Origin of the sequence: Devosia limi DSM 17137 (genome assembly GCF_900128975.1) — a bacterium.
Classification (GTDB): domain Bacteria; phylum Pseudomonadota; class Alphaproteobacteria; order Rhizobiales; family Devosiaceae; genus Devosia; species Devosia limi.
The window spans coordinates 44,870-67,482 of record NZ_FQVC01000006.1; the positions used below are offsets into that span (position 1 = coordinate 44,870).

21 protein-coding genes are annotated in these 22,613 nt (G+C 62.2%); 8 read left to right on the forward strand and 13 right to left on the reverse strand.

Annotation, left to right across the window (positions count from 1 at the left end; all coding sequences use genetic code 11):
* Positions 1–21: 21 nt before the first annotated feature.
* The gene (gene fabA / locus BUA69_RS10835) at positions 22–555 is read right to left on the reverse strand and encodes a bifunctional 3-hydroxydecanoyl-ACP dehydratase/trans-2-decenoyl-ACP isomerase (protein WP_046136960.1); all 534 of its coding nucleotides are present in this window, start codon (positions 553–555) and stop codon (positions 22–24) included.
* Between the two features lie 31 nt (positions 556–586).
* Positions 587–1,207, reverse strand: coding sequence for a TetR/AcrR family transcriptional regulator (locus BUA69_RS10840; RefSeq protein WP_046136959.1), 621 nt, complete (start codon positions 1,205–1,207; stop codon positions 587–589).
* 598 nt (positions 1,208–1,805) lie between these two features.
* Between BUA69_RS10840 and BUA69_RS10845 the strand changes: the two genes are divergently transcribed.
* The 5 genes from BUA69_RS10845 to BUA69_RS10865 all read left to right on the forward strand — a co-directional run bounded on the left by BUA69_RS10845 (position 1,806) and on the right by BUA69_RS10865 (position 7,739).
* Positions 1,806–2,168: a hypothetical protein gene (locus BUA69_RS10845; protein WP_046136958.1), complete on the forward strand. Its 363-nt coding sequence runs from the start codon at positions 1,806–1,808 to the stop codon at positions 2,166–2,168.
* 24 nt (positions 2,169–2,192) lie between these two features.
* Positions 2,193–3,584: a TolC family protein gene (locus BUA69_RS10850; RefSeq protein ID WP_160300168.1), complete on the forward strand. Its 1,392-nt coding sequence runs from the start codon at positions 2,193–2,195 to the stop codon at positions 3,582–3,584.
* 87 nt (positions 3,585–3,671) lie between these two features.
* The gene (locus BUA69_RS10855) at positions 3,672–5,822 is read left to right on the forward strand and encodes a type I secretion system permease/ATPase (protein ID WP_052950766.1); all 2,151 of its coding nucleotides are present in this window, start codon (positions 3,672–3,674) and stop codon (positions 5,820–5,822) included.
* Positions 5,819–7,150, forward strand: coding sequence for an HlyD family type I secretion periplasmic adaptor subunit (locus tag BUA69_RS10860; RefSeq protein ID WP_244468821.1), 1,332 nt, complete (start codon positions 5,819–5,821; stop codon positions 7,148–7,150). Before BUA69_RS10855 ends, BUA69_RS10860 begins: the two co-directional genes overlap by 4 nt.
* Positions 7,140–7,739, forward strand: a complete 600-nt coding sequence (locus BUA69_RS10865) for a ribbon-helix-helix domain-containing protein (protein WP_072866536.1) — start codon at positions 7,140–7,142, stop codon at positions 7,737–7,739. Before BUA69_RS10860 ends, BUA69_RS10865 begins: the two co-directional genes overlap by 11 nt.
* Here the strand turns inward: BUA69_RS10865 and BUA69_RS10870 are convergent, their stop codons facing one another.
* Positions 7,740–8,543, reverse strand: a complete 804-nt coding sequence (locus BUA69_RS10870; protein ID WP_082093984.1) for a transglutaminase-like cysteine peptidase — start codon at positions 8,541–8,543, stop codon at positions 7,740–7,742.
* 442 nt (positions 8,544–8,985) lie between these two features.
* Between BUA69_RS10870 and BUA69_RS10875 the strand changes: the two genes are divergently transcribed.
* The 3 genes from BUA69_RS10875 to BUA69_RS10885 all read left to right on the forward strand — a co-directional run bounded on the left by BUA69_RS10875 (position 8,986) and on the right by BUA69_RS10885 (position 11,202).
* A complete protein-coding gene (locus tag BUA69_RS10875) occupies positions 8,986–9,690 on the forward strand; it encodes a glycosyltransferase family 2 protein (protein WP_072866537.1) in 705 nt (234 codons plus the stop codon).
* Positions 9,691–10,073: 383 nt separating this feature from the next.
* Positions 10,074–10,550 carry a c-type cytochrome gene (locus tag BUA69_RS10880; protein ID WP_046136955.1) on the forward strand — a complete coding sequence of 159 codons (477 nt, stop codon included), beginning with the start codon at positions 10,074–10,076 and terminating at the stop codon, positions 10,548–10,550.
* 43 nt (positions 10,551–10,593) lie between these two features.
* Positions 10,594–11,202, forward strand: a complete 609-nt coding sequence (locus BUA69_RS10885) for a zinc metalloprotease (RefSeq protein WP_052950764.1) — start codon at positions 10,594–10,596, stop codon at positions 11,200–11,202.
* A 6-nt stretch (positions 11,203–11,208) separates the two neighbouring features.
* Here BUA69_RS10885 and BUA69_RS10890 read toward each other — a convergent pair whose 3' ends face one another.
* From BUA69_RS10890 to lsrB, 10 genes are all read right to left on the reverse strand, one after another.
* Positions 11,209–12,027 carry a substrate-binding periplasmic protein gene (locus tag BUA69_RS10890; protein WP_052950763.1) on the reverse strand — a complete coding sequence of 273 codons (819 nt, stop codon included), beginning with the start codon at positions 12,025–12,027 and terminating at the stop codon, positions 11,209–11,211.
* 10 nt (positions 12,028–12,037) lie between these two features.
* Positions 12,038–12,892 (reverse strand): ABC transporter permease, encoded by an 855-nt coding sequence (locus BUA69_RS10895; RefSeq protein ID WP_082093983.1) that lies wholly within the window; start codon positions 12,890–12,892, stop codon positions 12,038–12,040.
* Entirely contained in the window at positions 12,889–13,884 is a 996-nt protein-coding gene (locus tag BUA69_RS10900; protein WP_046136954.1) for an ABC transporter ATP-binding protein, read from the reverse strand. The genes BUA69_RS10895 and BUA69_RS10900 overlap by 4 nt, the downstream gene beginning before the upstream one ends.
* Entirely contained in the window at positions 13,884–14,744 is an 861-nt protein-coding gene (locus BUA69_RS10905) for a substrate-binding periplasmic protein (protein WP_046136953.1), read from the reverse strand. Before BUA69_RS10905 ends, BUA69_RS10900 begins: the two co-directional genes overlap by 1 nt.
* 61 nt (positions 14,745–14,805) lie before the next feature.
* Positions 14,806–16,566 carry a pyrroloquinoline quinone-dependent dehydrogenase gene (locus BUA69_RS10910; protein ID WP_046136952.1) on the reverse strand — a complete coding sequence of 587 codons (1,761 nt, stop codon included), beginning with the start codon at positions 16,564–16,566 and terminating at the stop codon, positions 14,806–14,808.
* A 198-nt stretch (positions 16,567–16,764) separates the two neighbouring features.
* Positions 16,765–17,658 carry an ABC transporter ATP-binding protein gene (locus tag BUA69_RS10915; protein ID WP_046136951.1) on the reverse strand — a complete coding sequence of 298 codons (894 nt, stop codon included), beginning with the start codon at positions 17,656–17,658 and terminating at the stop codon, positions 16,765–16,767.
* The gene (locus tag BUA69_RS10920; RefSeq protein WP_244468820.1) at positions 17,655–18,779 is read right to left on the reverse strand and encodes an ABC transporter substrate-binding protein; all 1,125 of its coding nucleotides are present in this window, start codon (positions 18,777–18,779) and stop codon (positions 17,655–17,657) included. Before BUA69_RS10920 ends, BUA69_RS10915 begins: the two co-directional genes overlap by 4 nt.
* A gap of 134 nt (positions 18,780–18,913) precedes the next feature.
* Positions 18,914–19,804 carry an ABC transporter permease gene (locus BUA69_RS10925; protein ID WP_244468819.1) on the reverse strand — a complete coding sequence of 297 codons (891 nt, stop codon included), beginning with the start codon at positions 19,802–19,804 and terminating at the stop codon, positions 18,914–18,916.
* A gap of 359 nt (positions 19,805–20,163) precedes the next feature.
* On the reverse strand, positions 20,164–21,420 hold the full coding sequence (locus BUA69_RS10930; protein ID WP_046136948.1) for an LVIVD repeat-containing protein: 1,257 nt from the start codon (positions 21,418–21,420) through the stop codon (positions 20,164–20,166).
* 163 nt (positions 21,421–21,583) lie between these two features.
* Positions 21,584–22,612, reverse strand: a complete 1,029-nt coding sequence (gene lsrB / locus BUA69_RS10935) for an autoinducer 2 ABC transporter substrate-binding protein LsrB (RefSeq protein WP_046136947.1) — start codon at positions 22,610–22,612, stop codon at positions 21,584–21,586.
* Between the last annotated feature and the right edge of the window lies 1 nt (position 22,613).

Here is a 22,613-nt window from a genome sequence, read left to right on the forward strand (position 1 = left end):
ACGCCTGCCCGGCCAGCCCCCTTACACTTGTGCGGGGAGCACCAGGCTGACCTTGAGGTCCTGGGCCGAATAGACACAGATGTCGTCGGCAAACACCCGGCCGTCGGCCACGCCGACCACCAGCTTGCCGCGCCGGACCTGGCGCATGTCGATCTCGTAGCGCACCTGTCGTGTCTCCGGCGTGATCTGCCCCCGAAACTTGACTTCACCGACACCGGACGCACGCCCCTTGCCGGGCGAGCCGGACCAGCCGAGCCAGAAGCCGACGATCTGCCACATGGCGTCCAGTCCGAGGCATCCGGGCATGACCGGATCGCCGGGGAAGTGGCAGTCGAAGAACCACAGGTCCGGCGCGATATCCAGTTCGCCGATAACCTGCCCCTTGCCGTATTGGCCGCCATCAAGGCTGATTGCGGTGATGCGGTCCATCATCAGCATGGGTGGCGCCGGCAATTGCGCGTTGCCCGGACCGAAATAGCCGCCCTGCCCAGATCTAAGCAGGTCCTGCTTGCTGTAGGCCGACTGGGGCGTGTGAAAGGCGCTGGGGTCAAACACTGGAAGATCCTTTTGCTGCGGTGACGGACTGTCAGGCTGGCTGCTCGCGATGACTGAGGTCGATGCCGGCGCGCTCGGTCAGGCACAAGGCAGCCGCCATGAAGCCCCAGACCTGGTCGGTCACACGCTCAAGGTCGGGCCGCGGCTCACGCATCAAGGCGCCGATGAGCGCCTGCCGAATGCCACCAATCATCAGGGCAATGAGCAGATGAGGATCCAGCGGGCTGGCCACGACATTGTCCCGCTGCGCCGCCGCAATCATCCGGGCGCCCGCAGCCAGCTGCCGGCTGGTGAAGGCTGCCTCCACCTCCAGAACTTCCGGCGCGCGGCTCAAGGGACCAATGACCAGCGGGGCAAAGGGATGGGCGTAGTGGAACCGCAGATAGGCCGCCACCCGCCCCTTCTCCCTGTCCGTCCAACTCCTGGAGGGCAGATCGGCACCCGTAAAGGCGGCGGCATCGAGGCGATGGTAGAACGCCTCCACGACGCCCGCGATCAGGCCGGCCTTCGAGCCAAAATGGTGGTAGGCCAGCCCGACCGAAACCTGCGCCCGTTGCGCGACCGCCTGCATCTCCAGATGCCCCTTGCCCGCGATGAGCTCCTGCTGCGCTGCAGCGATGAGACGTGCGCGCGCTCCGCCGACAGCAGTCATGCTCAATTCGCCTTCTCTGAACTGAATTCAATTCAGGCCAAGAATCGTGCGCTGTCAAGACAAAGGCCTGGTGTCGAGCCAGACTGCGGGACCAATGAATCATACGCATTTGCCCATAGGAGCGAGGTGGACTGCTGCAGCCACGGCATGGGTGCGGGGCGAGAAGGACCGGAATCCATGCAAAAATGACACAACCTGCCAGCGCAGCCGGCCCGACCGCCAAACCAGAACGGGTGCTGTACTGGACTATTCAGAGCAACATCGCACGGTCATTGCAAAAATTAACAGAGCAGATGCAAAAATAACAGACGAACCAGCGAAATGCATTATTCCAGATCGAACAAGTATGGCAAATGCAATTGCCTACAGATCCCGCAGAGTCTTTTGCATGAACACGCCAATACCGCTTGAAGGTTTCCTGAATCAACGCCACAGGGGCGCTGCATATCAATGAAGATCAATGAAGATCAATTTACAGCATCTCGCCAAAATCAAGTCGTTCCAGACCAATCTTAACGATCAAAGAACCCAGAATGGGTGTGGTGCTTGATAAAACACAAATTGCAAAGTAATAATTCAATCTCTACGGAGGGGGCCAATGCGAGCTAGTTTTGTGCGCTGCGTGATTGCAGGGGTGTTTTTATGTGCTGGAGCAGCAGCGACCCCAGCGGCAGACCTGTCAGGCAATTACCGCGGGTCGTGTGTAGCGGCCTCCCAATCAAATCTCATCAATCAGAGCCCCGACATCATTCGGCAGACCGTCTGGTCGAACCTGGACAATGCGAAGGCTGCAATGAGCGACGTCACCGTCCTGGCGGCGCGACAGCCGGCATTCACCTGGGCGATGGAAGCGCGCTGGGCCTGCGAAGCCGCCGCTGGCTACTTGAAGACGGGCCATTTCGACACCGAGTCAATTCAAGAATGTGACTGCTTTTATCAGCGTCACCTCTCGTTCAGGTAGTGTAACGACATGACGACAGTTTGCGTGCGACAGGTTCTCCTATCCGGCGTTGCTCTTCTGGTGCTGATGCAGGGCGTTTCTGCGATGCCGCTGCGCGATGCCGTTCAGATCGCCATGGAATCCAATCCAGAGATCGGGCAGGCTATCCAGAACCATGACGCAACCGGGTTCGAACTCCGCCAGGCGCTGGGGCTTTATGCGCCCCGGGTCGATCTGGAGGCATCGGCGGGCGTGCAATTCCTGGACAATCCATCCCGGCGATCTCTCAATGTTGCCGGCGATGCGCTCTACCCAGCCCAGCTTGGCGTGGTGGCAACGCTCGACCTGCTGGATGGCGGCTTCCGCGACGCCGAAGTGGCCCGCCAGGCCGCGCGTGTCGACAGCGCATCCTACCGCGTGCTGGAGCGCAGCGAGTATATCGCGCTGCAGATCGTTCGCGTCTATTATCAGGTTCTGCTGCAGCAGCAGGTTGTCGGCCTCAGCCGCGAAAACGCGGCATTCCACGAAGCCATGGTCAGCGATGTCGCGGCCGCCATCGACAGCGGCCAGCTGACGGAAGCCGACCGCTTCCAGTCCATCGAACGCATGGCGGCAGCCCGCGCCCGGCTGACGGAAGCCGGCGTCGAACTGGCGGCCGCGCAGATCGAGTTCAAGACGCTGGTCGGGATGATGCCCGGTGCGGTCGTATCGCCGCCGCGAGCCGGCCGATCCCTCGACAATTCCCTGGAAGTCACCATCGCCAAGGCGATCATCAACAACCCGCGCATGTTGACCGCCGGGGCCGATATTGACGCGGCCTCCGCGCTTGTCGACCAGGCCGAATCCGCGTTCAGTCCAAAGTTGTCCCTCGAGGGTCGCGTCGCCACCGGATATGATATTTCTGGCTCACAGGGCGTCACCAATGACGGCAGTCTGCGCCTGTCATTGCGGTGGAACATCTTTGACGGCGGCATCAAGGAAGCCCAGGTCCAGGAAGAAATCCGGCGCGAAAGTGAAACCAAGCTGGTTTTCGACCAGACGGCGCGTGAGGTTGAGCAGGCCGTTCGCGAGTCCTGGCTGCGCCTGAAGAGCCAAACCGAACTGGCCAGCGTTTATCAGCAGCAGCTGAGTTCCTCGTCCGAACTGATCACCTCCTATCGCGAGCAGTTCAACATCGGCGATCGCTCCTTGCTGGACGTGCTGGATGCGCAAAACACCCGCTATAATGTTCAGGTCCTGCAGCAGACGGCGCAATACAGCGTGATGTTTGCAGAGTATCGCGTGCTGGCGGTGAGCGGGGATCTGCTGTCATTTATCGGCGCCACCGCACACCCCACGGCGCGGGCGGATACACGGGCAGCGACCAATACGCCATCCTGGGAAACCGCCGAGCCGCGCGCGCGTCAGCCGCTCGTCATTCCCACCACCAGCAATTAGCCGGGCCTGGCATCGACCGGCCCGATAGCGAATTGACCGGCAGACAGGGGGCATTGCCAATTGTCACGGGAAAGGTCTAAGCGATAGATGGACGCGGCTTCCACGCCAGATGCCGTCGCCCAGGACGAGCACTCCACGGACATCATCCTTGATTGCGTGCGCTATCTGGCGCGCGCCTGGCGGAAGTCGGACTCGCCGGCCCTGTTGACCGCCGGCTTGCCGCTGACCGATGGACGACTTGCCCCCGACCAGATCGATGCCGCCTTTGGCCGTATCGGCGTGAATGTGCGGCGGAGACATGTCGAGCCGGCCCGGCTCAAGGAATTTGACTTCCCTGCCCTGATCTTTTCGGACACGCGGCCGCCCCTGGTGCTGCTGGCGCGCGCCGGTCGGCGGGCATTCCGGGCCTATGATCCGGTGCTCCAGGCTGAAGTCGTGATCGACGGGCGCGCCATCAGGTCAAAGCACAGCCAGCAATTACTGCTGGTCTCGCCGAACTACGAAGCGGTTCAGGAATCATCGGGCAGGCGTTTCGCACGGCAGGGCCACTGGTTCTGGTCGGCCGTCGCCGGACATACCCGCAGCATCTGGTACGTATTGCTGTCGGCGGCGTTCATCAACCTGTTCGCGCTGGCCTTCCCGCTCTTCACCATGAACGTCTATGACCGGGTGCTGCCCAACGCGGCGCAGACGACCCTTTGGGTCCTCGCCATCGGCGTGACGGCGGTGGTGATCTTTGACACCTTGCTGAAACTGGCCCGCTCGGCCGTCATCGAATATGTCGGGCGCAGCATCGATTTCCGCTTGTCCTCCGCCCTGTTCGACCGGGTTCTGAATACCCCGATGGCAACGCGGCCGGAATCGACCGGCGCCTTCGTCAGCCGCATCGGGCAATATGAGGTGCTCCGCGAATTCGTGGCCGCCAGTACGCTGGTCATGTTCGTGGACGTGCTGTTCCTGGGCATCTTCGCTTACATCATTACCCTGTTGATTGGCTGGCTGGTGGTGTTTCCACTCGCGGCCGGCGCGATCGCCATCGTGGTGACGCTGGTGGTGGGCACCATGTCGGGACGTGCGGTCAAGGCAGCGCTCAGCGAGGCTTCGGCGCGCAATTCGGTGCTGGTGGAGGCGCTGACAGCGGTGCAGACCGTCAAGGCCTCGCGCGCCGAAGGCCAATTGCTGCGCCGCTGGGACGCGGCGGTGCTGGCCTCCTCGCGCACGCAGGATCGCATCCGCAAGCTGCAGGCTGTCGCCAGCAATACAACCGCGGCGCTCTCTCAATTATCGCTGGTGGGGATCATTGTTGGCGGTTCGTACCAGTTCGCTTCGGGCGAAGTGACGACCGGCGCGATCATTGCCGCAATGATGCTGTCAAACCGATTAATCGCGCCGATTGGCATGATTGCCTCCACCCTGCTGCGGGCTCGTACGGCGGTGGAAGCCTATCACACGATCGACACCATCATGAAGCTGCCAGACGAGCGGCCCAGCCAGCACAACCCGATCCAGCGGGTGGTCACCTCGGGCAAGCTGTCGTTCAACAAGGTCCGTTTCGCCTATCCGGGCGCCAAGGTCTTCGTGCTGGATGGCATCTCGTTCAGCGTGCAGCCCGGCGAAAAGATCGGCATTATCGGGCGTATTGGTTCGGGCAAGACCACGATCGGCCGGTTACTGGTGAACTTCCACTCGGCCAGCGAAGGCGAAATCATGGTCGATGGTATCGACATCGCCCAGTATCACCCCGACGATCTCAGACGGGCCGTGGGCTTTGTCGTGCAGGACCCCGAAATCTTCAACGGCACGGTCCGTGACAATATCCTGATGAGCGATCCGACGGCGAGCGAGGAACGCCTGCTCAATGCGGCGCGCAAGGCTGGTGTCGAGGAGTTCGTTTCCCGCCACCCTCAGGGGTATGACATGCCGGTCGGCGAACGCGGCATGCTGCTATCGGGCGGCCAGCGCCAGGCCCTGGCCCTGGCCCGGGCGATGCTGGTCGAGCCCAAGGTGATGTTCCTGGACGAGCCATCTAGCTCGATGGATCTGGCGACCGAGCGGCAGTTGATCCAGCATCTCGAGAACAGCCTGACACCCGAACAGACCGTGCTGATCGCCACGCATCGCTTTAGCCTGCTGTCGTTGGTCACACGATTGATGGTGCTCGACAATGGCCGGCTCATCGCCGATGGTCCCAAGGACGCGGTGCTGGCGCAATTGCGCGCGCGGGGGGAAAGCGGATGAATTTGTTTCGTTCCGCCCGCAACAAGGACATGGACCGTTATGCGCTGCCGCCCGATGAACCGCCGCGGTCCTGGGCCTTTGTCATTGCCATTATCGGGGCGGTGCTGGTCAGCTTCCTGATCTGGGCGAACTGGGCCGAGGTGGACCAGATCAGCCGGGCAGAAGGACGGGTCATTCCCTCGGGCAAGACGCAGATCATTCAGAGCGCCGAACAGGGCGTGGTAAGCGAAATTCTGGTGCGCTCGGGCGAGCAGGTGTCGGCGGGCCAGCTGCTGATGCGGCTCGATGACACCAACACCACTTCCAGTGCCGGCGAGGTCGAGGCGCGGGTGCTGGCGCTGCTGGCGCAAGTCGAGCGTCTGCGGGTTGAGTCCTCCGGCGGCACGGCGCTGGACTATGTCTGCCCACCCACTGTCGAGGCGCAGGCCCCGGCCGTCTGCGCCGCCGAAACGGCGCTGCTGACGTCGCGACTGTCGAGTCTGATCAGCAGCCAGCAGGTGCTGGAGCAACGGGTGGAACAACGCCAGCGTGAGCTCAATGAAGTCGTCGCCAACAAGACCCGCGTCCAGGGCAATCTCACCATTACCCAGGAACGCCTGGCCCTGATCCAGCCGATGGCCGAACGGGGCCTGGCGGCGCGCACCGACCTGTTGGCGCTGCAGGCCGAAGTCAGCGACCTCACCGGCCAACTCGCGGCTGCCGAGGAAGGCATGGCCCGGCTGCAATCGGCGCTGAAGGAAGCCCAATTGCAGGGGGAGCAGGCCGATCTGCAGTTTCGGCAGGAAGCGCTTTCGGAACTGACCATGCGCAGCGCCGAACTGGCCAGTGCCCAGCAGCAATTGCGCGGCGCGGAGGATCGCGTGGCGCGCACCGATATCCGCTCGCCTGTCGATGGGATCGTCAACAGCATCGACGTCACCACGATCGGCGCGGTGGTGACTGCCGGGGCCAGATTGCTGGACATCGTGCCGAAGTCCGATTTCCTGCTTGTAGAGGCCAAACTGCGTCCGGCCGACGTGGCGTTCGTCATTCCCGGTCAGGCCGCGCGGATTTCCTTCACGGCCTATGACTTCTCCATTTATGGCGGTCTCGAGGGTATTGTCGAGAACGTCTCGGCCGACAGTATCGTCGACCAGAACACGCGAGAGACCTATTATCTGGTGACGATCCGGTCAGACCGCACCACCCTGGCCTATCGTGGTCAGGAACTTGCCGTGCTCCCGGGCATGGTGGCGACGGTGGACATCATCACCGGGCGTCATTCGATCCTGCAATACCTGCTCAAACCCATCAACAAGGTGAGGCAGGAGGCGCTGATTGAACGATAGCTCCGAGCCCGATACCCCCTCGATGGACTGGGCCACCCCCATCTTCCGCACCGTGACCACGGCTTCCGGTCGGCACGCGCTCCGGCTGGAAGCGGCGTTCTGGGATGCACTGCAGGTGCTGGCGCAGCAATCGGGCCGCCGAACCAACGACCTGGTGCGCGAAATCGTGGACGTCCCCCTGCCCGACAATATCAATGTGTCGCGGGCACTGCGGAGTACGCTCGCCAAGCGATTACTGGACGAGCAAGTGCGCATGGCACCGCTCGCGGCGCCGCTGGCGGTCGTCCAGTTGATGCAGCTGGCACCGACGCCTGCCTTTGCACTGGACCGCCAGAAGCGCCTGGTGCGGGTCAATGATGAGTTTGTGCGCTACCTGCGGACCATCGTGGCCCGCGCGCCGTCGCCCGAGGGCGCTCAATTGACGCTGGACCGCCCGATCGAGCAATTGTTCGCGGAAATCCGCCCCGGCGCCGCGCTGGAATGCGCCATGTCCATTCGGGTGGATACGCACGAGCGGCGGACCCAGGTCCGCATCGTCATCCCGCCACCGGCACCCGCCAATGTGTTGGTCGGGTTCGTGCTGACCTGATCAGAAGCCCTGGCCCGGTGCCACAGTGCTCAGATTGACCGCGACCGCGCTGGTCGGATTGGTGAAGCCGTGGATGTAGCTCTTGCCGTCGGCAAATGACATGATGGGCATGTAATTGCGGATGCTGGCATCGCTCCGCACGGCATTCGACAGATTGTCCAGAACATAGGCCGTGTCATTGTAGTGCGCGACCAGCACGGCGTGAAATGCCTGGCGACGCGTATCGGCCAGCACCACGATCTGCAGGCTCTCACTGGGGAAGCCGAGAGACCGCAGCAGCCAGTATTTGGCGATGGCGTAATCCTCACAATCGCCAACGCCCTTGGCGGACAACTCGGACATGGTCACCCAACGGTCGGCCTGGCCCCAGATTTCCGCATCGGACTGGTAGGGCAGAGCCGCGTTGATGCTTCGGTTCACGGCGCGCAATAGCGGCAGCCCGGAAAGCGCCCCGGCATTGCGTCGCGCCGCCTGCGCCTTGCGGGCAAAGGGCGTATCGCATTGAGCAATGCCGGCGCTGGCGCAATTGGCCGTGAAGAAGGCGCGATAGTCTTTGCGGGTCGCATCCTGCCACTTGCTGGCCGCAGGCAACTTGGCCGCAGAAATAGCAACCGACTGGAAGACCCCAAGCGAAACAACACCCGAATTGGTGCGAGGCACTATTGGCCCAATCTCGAACTTCATCGAAGTCGCTACGACCGGCTGCTCAACCGCAGCAGCTAGGCCTGCAATCGCCAGCGACATTAGAGTTGCCACAATTGCGATAATAGTCGAGCGATACTTGTTGTTTGAGCGAACCAGCATATCTCTGCCCCTTATTTGAAACAGAGTTTCTCATTGCCATATTGAATTTTGCCAAATTTACTTGGTATATTTAGGTGAAATAGTATCGATAAAATTGTATCTAAATCCTGCAACGGGGGGCCTTGTCGCACCAGCTCCTGCGGCTCCCAGCCTCAGCGTCTGTAGGGACAAGCAACAGCGCTAAGGCTCAAGACATCGTCCAATGCCGACACATCCATCAGCGCGAAGAATTCCATCCTGCTGAACTCCGGCCGATCTTTCGCTTGGCGCGTCTTATCATGCAGTCCGGCCTATCTTGCCGCAAAGGGACCTGTTACGCATAGCATTCGGCTCTTGAACACAAAGGTTGCTGGTAAGAATGACTTCTAGCTGCAGAACATGCGTGGTCATTTGCTATTGGACCGGACGGTCCAGCAAGCCATTATTCAAACTCTTGTCGGCCATGCAGAGTATCCGCGCGGGCGCGCCTTTCGACGTCGTCATTGTCTGCAATGGCGGCGATGCCGCTCCTCTGGAAATTCCGCCTCGTTTCTCGACCATGTCGATACGCGTGATCAACCGCGAGAATACCGGCTGGAATCTCGGTGCCTGGGAAGCCGGCTGGCGCGCCAGTCCGGGCTATGAGTATTTCCTGTTTCTTCAGGCTGAATGCTTCATCAAGACCGAAGGCTGGCTCCATCGCTTCGAGCACCGCATGGACTTTGACGCCGGGATGGGTCTGCTCGGCGAGCGCATCATGTGGAACGGAATGACTTGGGACTACGCGAAAGCGAGAACCGCCCTCGATCTCAGTGACCAACCCGAAATACTAACGAACTTCGAGTCCTACCGGCACAATCTCCGCCAAAAGGGCATAGAGCCGGGCGCTCTCGGAACCCATGTCGTCAGTATCATCCTCTTCACGCGCCGATCGATACTGGAAGACGTCGACGGCTTTCCGCTGATGGGCGACACCTATGTGGAAGCCGTTTCTTGCGAGATCGGCTTGTCCAAGAACGTCGAGAACAAAGGCTATCGGATCTCGCAGCTCGGCGACGACGCATTTTGCACGATCGGGCACACGCAATGGACCGCGCTCGATCACCTCAAGACCACCGCGTTCGATTACGGGCGCCGGATATATCGCAGCGTTTTTCCGCGCACCTGAGTCTGCGCCCAAGGTGTGGGGCCTGGCGCGGGATGTGCCCGACGCCGATCAAACGACTCTCGAATATCCAGTTGGCTCCAGGTCCATGCATATCCAACCTTCCCGCTCGCGGGAGCCAGCGTGTCGCCACCGACGCGCCTGTTACGTCTTGGCCTGGCGATCATGGCCAGCGGACTGGAATTCCTTCCGGGGTCGGCCGGTGTCGTCCTCGTGCGAACGGTGTCGCCGGGCCGGATCGGGGCCTCCGGATGGGGGACGCGACGATGCAATAACGCTTGCAATCTCCTGCTGCGTCGGCTTGGCTAAAAGCCAGCCTTTTGTTTCAGCCACCGTGGCCTTCACGCGTGCCCCCGGTGGCAGCGAGCGAGCAACTGGAGGAATCAATGAGCTCTATTATTTGCGGTCCCATAGCGCGCTGCGTATTGGCCCTGAGCTTGGCCGGCTGCGCCGTTTTGATACCAGCGGCTGCCGCGTCTGCGGCTTCAGAGCCGACCCGCATCCGGCTCGCCCAGGCCGATGCGGGAATGCCGGCAACGTTTTCTGCCGAACAGGCCGATCACGGAAAGGAATTGTACGACCACCAGTGCACCGAGTGTCACGGCAGCGACCTGTCGGGGGGACTGCTCGGCGGGCCGCCCCTGCGCGGCGCGGGCTTCGCGCAGAAGTTCTTCGATGGCGCGCCGGCTTCGGGCTTATTCCTGTTTATGAGCACCCTGATGCCGCCCAATGCGCCGGGTCGTTTTTCGGCGAGCGCCTATGCCGACATGATGGCCTACATCCTCAAACGGAACGGCTTCCGGGCCGGTGCGGAGCTGCCCTCGGACGTCGACGCGCTCGACAATTTGATCCTGAAGAAGTGATGGGCGGCGGGGTCGGCGTCAGGCCTTTGACCGGGGACTGAAGATGGGGCTGGACGACATCACCATCCAGTCGATCATTTTCCGTGTTCTGGCCCTGCTGATCATTGCCGGCGTGCAGGGTGGCGTGCTGGCAGGAGCGGCCGGCCTGCTCGGCGACATGGGACCGCGCTACGACAACCGCCTGACGATCCTGCCCTTTGGCCATATCGATCCGCTCGGCGCCATCGGCATGATACTGTTCGGCTTCGGCTGGGCGAAACCAATCGCCATCGATGCCGGACAGTTCCGTATTGGTCGAGCCGGTATCATCGTCGTCATCCTGGCAGGCTTTGTTGCGCTGCTCGCGACAGCTTTCCTTCTCGATGCCCTGGTCCGGCCGGCCCTGACGAGCTTGCCCTACACCGCCGGGCTGACGACGGCGGCGTTTCTCAGAACCGCCAGCAGCCTGTCGATCTGGTTCGCGCTGTTCAACCTCCTCCCCGTCCCGCCGCTGACCGGCGGGCTGCTGCTCGGCGCCCTCGGAATCCGTGTTTCCCGGCAAGCTCAGCTGATTGCTGCCGCCATATTGCTCCTGACGGTGGCGACGGGCCTGATCGGAAGAGGTCTGGGCCCGGCCTACGCCGCCCTGGCGCCGGCCCTGATCGGCGGGTGAGAAGGGTCACCGAGGCGGCGGGGAACCGTCGCGTCCCAGCGGCAGCGCGCCGTAACGCGCAAGGATTGCCGCCAGCGTGCCGTCTGCTTCCAGCTGCTCCATGATCTCGACGATCCTGCGCTTGAGGGTGAGGTCGCCCTTCCACAGGCCGAAGACAAGATTGTAGCGGGTGAGCTCTTCGGGCATATCGGTGACCCACCAGCCGTTGTCCGACGCAATCGCGCGTGCCAGCAGCGCCTCGGTTACGCCCCCATCGAGTTCACCACCGGCAATGGCATCGACGAGCTGTCGGCTGTCGCGCATGATACGGACGGTCACGTCGAGACGGCGCAGGTAGCTCGACAGGCCGAGGCGATCAAGACCGGAGATGTTGGTCAACACCCCGATGGTGAGGCCGCCGATATCGTCCAGCGATGCCGGCGCCATGATCGCCCAACCGGTCCTGGCATAGGGCGGGCTGGTATCCAGGAACGAGCGGGTGAGCGTGGAATCGACGACGCCCCCGGCGAGTATCTGGCACTTGCCGCGATTGATCGCCCAATTGCGTGGATTGAAGTCCTGGCCAATGGCATCGCTGGGGGAGAGGAGCAGCTCAACCCCGATCCTGTCGGCAACCGCACCGAGGAGTTCGATGTCGATGCCCGGCCGCTGATCGTCGCCGGTGACCAGCGGCGGGTAGACCGTCGGAACGCAGGCGCGTAGGGCACCGCTCGCCTGGACTTCGCTGAGCGAGGTATCGGGCGGCAGAAAGGTGAGCAACAGCAGCAGCCCGATAACCACCAGCAAGCCGCCCAGGTCGCGCACGAATCTTGGCAGAATCTGCATGACGCGCCGCTCACATCCTGCGGAAATCGAGCAGCGCGATCGTAAACAGCACCGCGCCAGCCACGACCATGACCGCAATGCCGAGGCGCGGATCGAACTGGTTATAGTGGATCAACACGCCACGCAGCACATCGATTGCATAGGTGAGGGGATTGTACTCGACGATTGTGACCAGCCAGTCGGGGTAGACGACGCGCGTCTGCGATCGCGTCAATGCCGGATCGAGCGGAAAGACCGAGCTCGAGGTGAAATAGAGGGGCAGGATGACGGCGTTGGAGAAGACGCCAAACCCCTCGAAGCTGCGGATGCGGTTGGCGATCACGATACCGAGCGAGGTCAGCGCGAAGGCCAGCATGGCCATCAGGCCGATGGCCTTGAGGACATCGGTCCATGTCAGGGGCACGTCGGCGAAGCGGGCGAGCAGCAGCACCAGGCAGCCATGAACCACCGCGACCGTAGCGCCGCCCAGCACCTTGCCGAGCAGGATCATGCCGCGCGACATCGGCGAGACCAGGACTTCGCGCAAGAACCCGAACTCGCGGTCCCAGATGACGGAGACGGCCGACTGGACCGACGTATACATGATGTTGAGTGCCACGACGGCAGGAAAGATGAACTGCAGGTAGGTGAACGGAACCACGAAGGTCACCTCGCCATAAGCTTCGCCGCGGAAGTAGGGATTCAGGCCGATACCCAGGATCAGCACCCACAGGATGGGACGGCTGATGCCGCCGACAAGCTGCCCGCGGTCGCGGATGGCGCGTTTCACTTCGCGCAACCAGATGCCGTAAAGGCCGCCGAGCTGAGTCAGGATCGGCGAGCGGCGGACTGCAACGATCTTGGCGGCGGCGCCGGTAGTGGTCATCTCGTGTGTTCTCCTCCCCGTTTGCCGAAAGCGAGTGTGCGCTCGCGGGCATTGGCGGCCTGATCGCGCAGTGCCCGGCCAGTCAGCGCCAGGAACACCGTCTCCAGGCTCGGCACCTCGACGGCCAGCGCCCGGATGCGGCCGCCATATTCGGCGAGGAACGCTTCGACAAAACCATCATCCGAGTTGAGCAGGATGTCCTCGCCTGCCACGCCCGCCAGGCGATCGGCATAGCGGGCCAGAATCTGCTTGCCGGCATCGTCGTCCCTGGGGACGATGCGCAGCACCTGCTGGCCATAGTCGCGCTTGAGGGCTTCAGGCGTGTCGAGCGCCAGCACCTTGCCATGGTCCATGATGCACACCCGGTCGCACCCCTCGACCTCTTCAATATGGTGAGTGGTCACCAGGACGGTGATCTGCCGCTCGCTGCGCAGGCGGCGGATATACGCCCAGATGCGGTCACGGGTCTGGGCGTCGAGCCCAACCGTCGGTTCATCGAGCAGCATGATTTCGGAGTCATGGACCAGGGCCCGGGCGATCTCCAGCCGGCGCTTCATGCCGGAGGACAGCGTCCGTACAGGCTTGTCGGCCCACTCGGTCAGTTCCACCAGAGCCAGCATTTCCTCGATGCGTTGCCGCCGCAGCTTGCGCGGCACCCCATACACCAATCCGTGCAGGTCGAGATTCTCCAGGACCGTCAGCCGGTCATCGAGGCTGGGTTCCTGAAAGACGATGCCGAGGCGGCGGCGCGCGGCAAGAGGCTGCGTGACCACGTCGAATCCGCCGATCATGGCAACGCCGCTGTCGGGGCGCACGATGGTGCACAGGATGTCGAGCAACGTCGTCTTGCCAGCGCCATTGGGTCCCAGCAGCGCGAACAGCTCGTTGTCGCGGACCTCAAAGCTGATCGCGTCGAGCGCCAGCGTACGCCCGTAGCGCTTGGTTACGGCGTCGACCCGGATGGCGGGTGCGGAAGAGAGGGGGTTTGCCATCAAGGGCTGACCGACGCCGGGAACTTGTACGTCTCAAGGATGTCGGCGATCGTTCCGTCCTGGCTCAGCGCCGCGATCGCCTCATCGACTGCCGTGCGCAGGAAGGTCTCGTCGGCGAGCATCAGCGCCCCAACACCCAAGGTGGTCGGCGGCAGGGGGGCCGGGTCGATCACGTGAAAATCGGCATAGGCCGGCGTGGTGCGCTGCTTGGCCCACAGACTGGGGGCCCAGACCAGCGCAACGTCGATCGTGCCGTTCAATAGTGACTCCAGCGCGAGCTCGTTGGTGCCCATCGGATAGGTGGGCCAGCGCTCCTCCCGGGGCAGTGCACCGAGGTAGGAGACCAGCCGGATATGCGCCGAGGTGCCGACGGTCGCGCCGATCGGACGCGCGGGCGCCAGTTCGGCGAGTGAGCCGATGTCGGGATCGGCGGTGACGAAGACATACTGGGCCTCGTAGTAGGCCCGAGTCAGCGCCGCCCAATTGCCATATCCCTCAGGAATCAGCTTGAAGCCCATGTGAAGGTCGCAGTGCTCCAGCATTATGCCGTAAACCTGCGTGATGTTTTCGAGGACGAAAGCGCGTTCAACCTCGTATCTCTGCGGCTCCAGCAGCAGCGCGCCAGCGACAGCATCGGCAATCGCTCCGGCGACCTCCCAGTCGGGTTGGCGCGGATCGATGCAGTAGCGAAGCTGCGATTGGTCCAGTCGCCGGCCGATATTCCACTGGCCCGGGGCATAGGGCACGTCATAGAATTCCGGCTCGGCCTGAGCATATGCCGGGGCCACCGTCACGGCGGCGGGTACGGCGAACACCAGAACCAGAGCGATCCGACACAGGAACTTGAGGATTGCGGGCAAGATCCCCTCCTCCGGGCGTGCCCGGGCGGTGCTGGAAATACCAGTCCACCCGGGCAGTTGGCTAATTGCCGGCCATCTGGTCGGGAAGCGCGAAGACGAACACCGCCGCAGGATTGTTCGCCGGCAGCACGACGTCTGGCGTCAGCGATTGCAGACGGCCCAGGCCGGAAGCCCAGTTCGCGACAATGGCAACATATTGCTTGCCGTCGGCCTCGTAGCTGATCGGGAAGGATTCAAGAGAGTTGGTCAGCTTGCCGCTGCGCCACAGGATGTCGCCGGTCTCGTCGTCGAAGGCAAGGAAGTGACGGTCGAGAGTGCCGACGAATACCAGGCCGCCGCCTGTCGGCAGGGTCGAACTGGTAACCGGCGCATATTGCCGATATTCCCACATCTCCGACTGGTCTTCCAGGTTGATGGCACGGACCTGGCCGATATTGCCATCGCTGTCGGGATGCGGCACGCGAGAGTAGGTCTGCAGGCCGCCGCCAGTGTAAATCTCGCCCGGATCGAGCGGGTTCACCGTGGTATTGGAGCAGAACTCAACCATTGGCAGATAGAGGGCCTTGGTGCGCGGGCTGTAGGCCGTGGCCTGCCAGGCTTTGGCACCCGGGTCGGCCGGGCAATTGAAGGTGGTCTCACCGATAACCGGAATTACGTCCGGGTTGATTTCCTTCTCACCGGTTTCCGGGTCGATCGACAGCACCACGTTTTGTGGGCCAGTCTCCTTGGACCAAAGCCACTCCCCGCTTGTCCGGTCGAGGGACTCGATGATCCCGATCTTTCCGGTCGTGACCACCTGTTGGCGCATCTCGCCATCGACCGGCAAATCGATGAGCAGACGTTCATAGACATAGTCGAGATCAAGCGAGTCGGTCGGGAGGTGCTGGTAGTACCATTTGAGCTCACCGGTATTCGGGTCGATGGCGAGCGTGGAATTGGTGTAGAGCGCCTCGTTGGTAACGTCAGGATCCGAACTTGGAGGGGTCAGTCCAGCGATCTCGGCATTCCACGGATAAATCTGGCCGACGCCGGCGAAGACCAGGTTTTGCTCGGGATCGTAGGACCCGGTAATCCAGGCCGACGCGCCGTAACGGCTTTCCACCGGCAGGCCGTTCCAGCTGTTCCCTTCGGGCGTATCGCCACGGGCGATCGTGTGAACACGCCACAGTTCCGCGCCGGTTTCCACGTCATGCCCGGTGAAGAAGCAGCCGCCGGGTTGAGCGTTGCTGCACCCCGTCGTGCCCTGAATGATCACGCCATTGGCGACAATCGGCCCGCTCGAAAAGGCGAAGCCCTGCTCATAGTTGGCGACCTGCTTGTCCCACACCAATTGGCCCGTGTTGATGTCGAGCGCGATCAGATGGGCATCGCGGGTCGCAACGATCAGCTTGTCTTCGTAGATTGCCTTGCTGCGCTCCCCGTTGGGATTGACGTCATCGGGCAGTTCATACTGATATTCCCAGATCAGATCGCCCGTGGCCGCGTTGAGCGCCTGGATCAGGTGCGTCGAATTCTGCAGGAACATGACCCCGTCATGGACGAGCGGGGTTTCCTGTGACCGTCCGCCCGGCGACATCCCCCAGGACCAGGCCAATTGCAGCTGGCCGACATTCTCCTTGTTGATCTGATCAAGCGGGCTGTAGCCCCAGCCGTCATAGGTGCGACGCCACATCAGCCAGTCGCTGTCGGGGGGATTGAGCAGCATCTCCTTGGTCACCGGCGAAATGCTGTCAATCGGGTCCTGGGCGGCCACTTGAACGGCAAGCAGCGAGCACGACGAGGCGGCGACTGCTAATAGCGCAAGTATTTTTCCACTAAACATGAGTTTCTCCTCCCTCGGCTTCTGATGTCACTAGCGCACTGGCTCGACAGAATGCTCAACAGAGAAAAGACGCAGGCCCGCAGAGCCTCGCTAGACTTTTTCAAGGGTACGCCCGCACGGCCGGCAGCGTCAATATGTCACAAAATCGTGCCTCCGTAGCAGGCTGGGCCGCCAGCAGGCCCAAGGGCTCATACTGGCTCACCGGCCGGAGGCGGTTGGCTCATTCTCCGGCGCGGCCGTTTCCGTCGATGTCGGTTCCCGCTGGAAAAACTCCGATTGAGGGTCGGCGAGGACCAGGTCGCGCATGCGCGCTGACAGGTACCGGCGCAATTCCACATAACGAGCGTCCGAGCGGGTGTCGTAGGCCCAGCGGGGGCGATCGAGATCGACATCAAGGCTCTCCACCACGCGCCCCGGCCGCGGCCCAAGCAGCACGATCTGGTCCGACAATACGATCGCTTCGTCCACGCTATGGGTGACGAAGAGCACGGCCGATTTCCGGCGCGCCCACAGCCGCATCAATTCGACCTGCATGAGTTCGCGGGTTTGTGCATCGATGCTGGCGAAGGGCTCGTCCATCAACAGGATGCGCGGTTCACAGGCGAGGGCGCGTGCCAGCGCGACGCGCTGCTTCATGCCGCCCGACAGCTCGGCTGGATAGGCCTGTGCAAAGCCCGTCAGCCCCACGAGCCCCAGATACTCGTGCGCCTGCGCCTGCCTGTCCGGCCTGGACAGGGCAAGACTGCGTAGCGCGAACTCGACATTGGCCTGCGCCGTCAGCCACGGGATGAGGCGAAATGACTGAAACACCAGGCCAATGTCCGGCCCCGGGCGCGGTGCACTGCCATAAACCTCCACCCGACCGATATCTGGGGCAATCAGACCATCAACGATGCGCAAGAGCGTGGTCTTGCCGCAGCCAGATGGTCCCAGCAACGTTACGAACTTGCCTTCTGGGACCGACAGGGTGACGTCGCGCAGCGCTTCGGTGCGGCTGCCCTTGCCGGAGCGAAACGACTTCGACACGCCTTCCAGCAGAACAGCCTGCGCAACCGATGCGGCAGTATCCCTGGGTAGCCCGCCAGCGCTCATCGCGTCGGCCGGTCCGCGGTTTCGTCAGTCCCCATCCCGGCCAGCACCGCGTCGATGACGGTGAAGTCGGTCCATGCCGCCAGATCGACCGGAGCGACATCGGCGAAGTCGGGCGTTTGATAGATCCAGTCCTGCGTGTAGGCGAGTTCGTCCCGGCTCATGCCCCCATTCACGCTCCAGCTGCCTTCGAACGATCGTGCGAGCGTGTCGAGCTGCTCCCGACCGATCCCCGGCACCAGCGGGTCCATGGCCTCGGCCCAGGCCGAGGGATTTTCGGCAAAGTCGCGTGAGATCCTGACGAGCGCGCGCACGACCGCAATGACATCGTCCCGGCGCTCATCGAGCACGCTTTCGGGCACGACGTTGACCTTGTTCACCACGGGCGCGGCCTCATAATACTGCTCCTGATCGATGACGACGGTCAGGCCTTCCCGGTCGGGAAGGGAAAGCCAGACCCCGATCGACATCGTGGTCGCATCCACCTGGCCGGCAGCCAGAGCCTGGGCGCGGACACTGGGTTGACCCAAGGTGAGGATCTCCAGGCTGGAAACGTCCACATCGTGTTGGGCCAGCACATTCATGCTCAAGGAGTGGTCGAGGCTGCCGACCCTGCCGACCCCGAAACTGCGGCCGTTGAGATCGACAGGCGTGGGATACTCGGCTTTGGCGGCAATGAGGAATGGCAGCGACTTGTTCGGGGACGCAACCGCCTTGAAATCGTTGCCCCCCTGGGCTACCAGGTGGAGCAGCGCATCGACGCTGACATTGGCCATTTCGCCTGCACCGGCCTGGAGCGCGGCAAGGGCGGATGGCGTCTGTTGAACCCTGATGAGTTCGACATCCACGCCCTCGCGCTCGAAATATCCCAGTTCCTCGGCCAGATCCATGACCGAGTTGGGCACCAGCGGCGGCTCGATATGGGTCAGGATCAGTCGGAATGGCTCGGCCAGGGCCAGGCTCGGGGTAACGACTGCGACGGCAAGCGCCATCACGCGAAGGGTAGACCGCAGAGCGTAAATCATCGGATTTTCCTCTCCCTGGAATTCGGCAACCGGCGTCGCAAGTCCGACTTTGTCGTCGTTGCCATCTAATTTTGCGTGCGCGGACGCAGCCGCGGACACTGCCAGACCATCCATCCTGTCGGGCGCGTCCCCGAAGGAGCGTTATGAGCATGCGCGCCGGACGCGGTCCAGTCGAGTCCCGAGCCGTGACCAAATCGAGATCGGGCCAACACTTTGGCGTGCGGAAACCGCTGCTAGCTTCTCTGGCGCCAGCGGCCAAGACGCGTTTCGATGAGCCGCAATATCTCGGTCACGACCACGCCAATCAGGGCCAGCGTCAAGACGATGACGAAATATTCCGCCATCCTGAACGTGTTGCCATAGACCGCCAGCAGTCCCCCAAGGCCAGTCACCGCCGTGTAGAGCTCGGCGACCACCGTGTTGATGAGGCCGATAGTGGCCCCGATTCGCAAACCAACGACAACGAAGGGCAGCGCGCCGGGCAGGACGATCCTCAGGAAAATGCGCCCCTTGCCCGCGCCCACCGAGCGGGCCATCTCGATCAGTTCGTCATCGGCCGCCAGAACTCCGGCGTAGGTATTGATGATGATCGGCATGACCGCGCCCAGGAATACGACGAATATCTTGGCCTGCGGCCCAAGTCCGAGAAGCACGATGATCAGCGGGATAAAAGCGACGCGCGGGGTTGCCGAAAGCGCAAAGACAAAGACGTCGAGTGTCTTGCCCACCGGGCGCATGGCCCCCATGAGCAGCCCGATCGGGATCGCACAGATCGCTGCGGCCAGATATCCGGAGAAATAAACGGAGAGGCTGCTCAGGAGAGCATCGGGCAGCCGGCCTTCGCCGATCAGCTTGACCGCCGCCTCGGCTGTGGCCCAGGGCGTGGGGATGATGTTGCGTTGCACGCTTTGCGACGCCCAGAACCATGCCAGGATCAGCAGCACGAGAAATCCCAACCGATACAGGCCAACCACCGCTGCACCCTGCCAATAGGGCGGGTCGGGCAACGGCGACCGCCCTGCGTCGGCCGCGCCCGTGGTCATCGAATTCGTAGGCTGCTTCGTCCTGTGCTTTCCCCCGTCCGGGTTCGCTTGCATGTCGCTCCTCCGGATGCAGGCTGCCATAGGCCTGACGGATCGGTCTGAGGAACATGGTAGGTCACACGGCCTGCCTCCTGTCAAAGGGCGCGATAGTGTCCCCGCCCCTGACAATCGGCCGCTTTCGACGTGAACGCGTTCAAGAAGCCCCCCGCCAATCGTCCGAGCGCGCCGATGGCGGCGCAACGGCCAGGCGAACGACGATGGCAGCAATGGCCATCACACCCATTGCTTCCGCAAAATGTCGATTGGAGAAGAATGGCGCGCCCCACCGGGTGACGACACGCTCCGCTTGACCTGCCGTGGAGCGTCGATCCCGTGTCACTGCGGATGGAGGCGGCCGGGCGCTGGCGCCTGGCCGGTTTCACGCAATCTGATGCGCGTCTCTAATCGAGGTATTCAGCGATATAAAGGCCCAGGCCCGCGAAATCGGTGATGTACATCAACCTGTTCTCATCCACGAAGACGTCCGTGGTGTTGGCGACAAGTGGCCTGCCCTTGCGGTGATCGATCAGCCGTTTGGGCGCTGGCGGCACGAAGGCGCCAACCTCTACCGGGGCATATTGGTCGCGAATATCAAAGATGCGAAGCCCCGCGTTCTGATAGGTGGCAAAGATCAATTGATCGCTGACAAAGCTGCCGGGGCGGTTTTCATGGATGTTGTGCGGCCCGAAATGACCGCCAATGGCCTTGTAATCCTGATCTTTCGGCTTGGGCAGCGTCGAGATGCTGATCGGGTTTTTCGGTTCCCGGATATCGAAGATCCAGATGGGCTTTTCGCCATCTTCCTCATTGTCCAGAACCGCCTCATCTACCACGACCAGCAGGTCACGATTGGGCAGTGGCACGCAATTGTGGGTGCCCCCGCCGAAAGGGGGAGACCAGATCGTGTGCGAGATCAGTTTGGGGTCGGTGCGGTCCTTCACGTCCAGCATCACAAGGCAACCGTCGCGCCAACCGCAATAGGCGGTATCACCATGGACAATGGGGTGATGCAGGCTGTATCGCCCATCCCTGGTCGGCCAGTTTGGCACCTCGCCCGCCGCAATGTTCTGGCCGGGGAGCCAGTAGCGCCCAGCCAGCGTCGGGCGCGTCGGGTCGGCCATATCGATGGTAACGAAAATGAAATCGGTGAAGCCGTCGAACTTGGCCGAGGCGTAGGCCCAGCGTCCACCGGCATACCAGATCCGGTGCAACCCGACGCCGTCGATGTCCAGAAAGCCGATCTGGCGCGGTTGTTCGGGATTGGAAAGGTCATAGACTGCCATTCCGGCAGACCAGTTCTTTTCGGTCGGCCTCAGGATCGCGCCACCGGCGGTCGGTTTGTAGTAGGCGCGCTCATCCTCAACGACATCGGGAATGGAATACTGATCCTGCGCGTGGACAACCAGCAGCAGGTTGTCATGCACCTGTAGGTGGAGGTTCCAGGTATTGGGTGGTGCCGGTACGAAATTGACGGTCTTCGGATTGCGAGGGTCTTTCACATCGACGATGGAAAAGCCCTTGGAAAAGATATGCCCGATATAGGCATAGCCCTTTTCGACCATGATCTGCGTGCCATCAAGCCGCCCGCCCTGATCGCTGTGGCCCAGAATCCGGACGTTCTTTTGGTAAGCCGGTTCCAGGATATTGCCCTGAAGCATATTGATTCTCCGTGTACTGCAGCCTTGCATCAGGCCAAAATTCAACAGCCCCTGCCCTTGCACGAACGAGGTTCCCGTCTACGGTGATTTAGGGGCGATGTCCGGGCACGATACCCTGCACCCGGACGGGTTTTGCCGACGCGGCTAGCCGAGCCTGAACGCCCTAGAAGTCGTAGTTCGCGATGTTGTCCTTGGTGAATTCGACGCGTTCCGGCAGCACGACAATGCCGTTGCCATCAGCCTCGTATTCCCAGCCCTGCACGGCGTTCGGCTCGACAGTCACCTTTCCGACGCCAGGCACATCGATCGAGTCGCCAACATTGAGCGGCCCGTTCTTGAGAACCCAGTCGGCAATGTAGATGGTAATCTGGCCCTGCTTGGTCACATCCCACAGGCCGAACCGCTCAAGTGAGCCGCGCTCGATATAGGGACGCATGACGTTAGGGGTGGAAAAGCCCACGATCGTCACGTCCTTGGTGCGGCCGAGGTTTTCGGCGGCCTGCACAGCTGCCGGCAGTGCGGTTGCATCTGGAGCGATGATTGCATCCAGATCAGGGTAGGCATTCAGAATGCTTTCGGCACCTTGCAGCGATTTTTGCGCATCCTGATAACCGTATTGCGTGGTCACGACTTCCCAGCCGGGATGGTCTTCAGCAATGCGCTGCTTGGCGATTTCCACCCACTGGTTCTGGTCGGTCACGGTCGGGCTGGAATAGAACAGCGCGACCTTCGCGTTCTCTTTCTTGACACCCTTGGCAGCCATTTCAACCAGCATGGCTCCCAACTGAGGCGGGGTGCCCTGGCTGACATGATAGGATCGGCACTTCGGGTCGACGTCGCTGTCGAAAGTCATGATCAGAGCGCCGCGGTTCTTGGCGCGATCGAGAGCCGAGCACAGGCCATCGGGTGACAGGCTCGCGATGGCAATGGCGTCATAGCCCTGGTTCGAGAAATTGTTGATGAACTGAACCTGCGCCGAAACGCTGGGTTCGGTCGGCCCGTCATACGTAACTTCGGTGCCCAGATCTTTCCCTGCGGCCATGGCGCCGTTGCCAAGGCTGGTGAACACGCCAATGCCGACCAGTTTTGGAATGAAGGCGATGCGGGTTTCTTCGGCATGCACGGCAAGGCTGCTTGCCAGAAGCCCGGCACCGGCGGCCAGTGTGGCAATCCACGCGGTTCTCTTAGACATT

Bases quoted from the DNA above. Each gene is read 5' to 3' on its own strand.
- BUA69_RS10870 (WP_082093984.1), bottom strand. From the start codon at position 8,543: ATGCTGGTTCGCTCAAACAACAAGTATCGCTCGACTATTATCGCAATT.
- BUA69_RS10875 (WP_072866537.1), top strand. From the start codon at position 8,986: ATGCAGAGTATCCGCGCGGGCGCGCCTTTCGACGTCGTCATTGTCTGC.
- BUA69_RS10845 (WP_046136958.1), top strand. From the start codon at position 1,806: ATGCGAGCTAGTTTTGTGCGCTGCGTGATTGCAGGGGTGTTTTTATGT.
- BUA69_RS10885 (WP_052950764.1), top strand. From the start codon at position 10,594: ATGGGGCTGGACGACATCACCATCCAGTCGATCATTTTCCGTGTTCTG.
- BUA69_RS10915 (WP_046136951.1), bottom strand. From the start codon at position 17,658: ATGAGCGCTGGCGGGCTACCCAGGGATACTGCCGCATCGGTTGCGCAG.
- BUA69_RS10930 (WP_046136948.1), bottom strand. From the start codon at position 21,420: ATGCTTCAGGGCAATATCCTGGAACCGGCTTACCAAAAGAACGTCCGG.
- BUA69_RS10890 (WP_052950763.1), bottom strand. From the start codon at position 12,027: ATGCAGATTCTGCCAAGATTCGTGCGCGACCTGGGCGGCTTGCTGGTG.
- BUA69_RS10900 (WP_046136954.1), bottom strand. From the start codon at position 13,884: ATGGCAAACCCCCTCTCTTCCGCACCCGCCATCCGGGTCGACGCCGTA.
- BUA69_RS10925 (WP_244468819.1), bottom strand. From the start codon at position 19,804: ATGGCAGCCTGCATCCGGAGGAGCGACATGCAAGCGAACCCGGACGGG.
- BUA69_RS10880 (WP_046136955.1), top strand. From the start codon at position 10,074: ATGAGCTCTATTATTTGCGGTCCCATAGCGCGCTGCGTATTGGCCCTG.
- BUA69_RS10895 (WP_082093983.1), bottom strand. From the start codon at position 12,892: ATGACCACTACCGGCGCCGCCGCCAAGATCGTTGCAGTCCGCCGCTCG.
- BUA69_RS10855 (WP_052950766.1), top strand. From the start codon at position 3,672: ATGGACGCGGCTTCCACGCCAGATGCCGTCGCCCAGGACGAGCACTCC.
- BUA69_RS10840 (WP_046136959.1), bottom strand. From the start codon at position 1,207: ATGACTGCTGTCGGCGGAGCGCGCGCACGTCTCATCGCTGCAGCGCAG.
- lsrB (WP_046136947.1), bottom strand. From the start codon at position 22,612: ATGTCTAAGAGAACCGCGTGGATTGCCACACTGGCCGCCGGTGCCGGG.
- BUA69_RS10910 (WP_046136952.1), bottom strand. From the start codon at position 16,566: ATGTTTAGTGGAAAAATACTTGCGCTATTAGCAGTCGCCGCCTCGTCG.
- BUA69_RS10860 (WP_244468821.1), top strand. From the start codon at position 5,819: ATGAATTTGTTTCGTTCCGCCCGCAACAAGGACATGGACCGTTATGCG.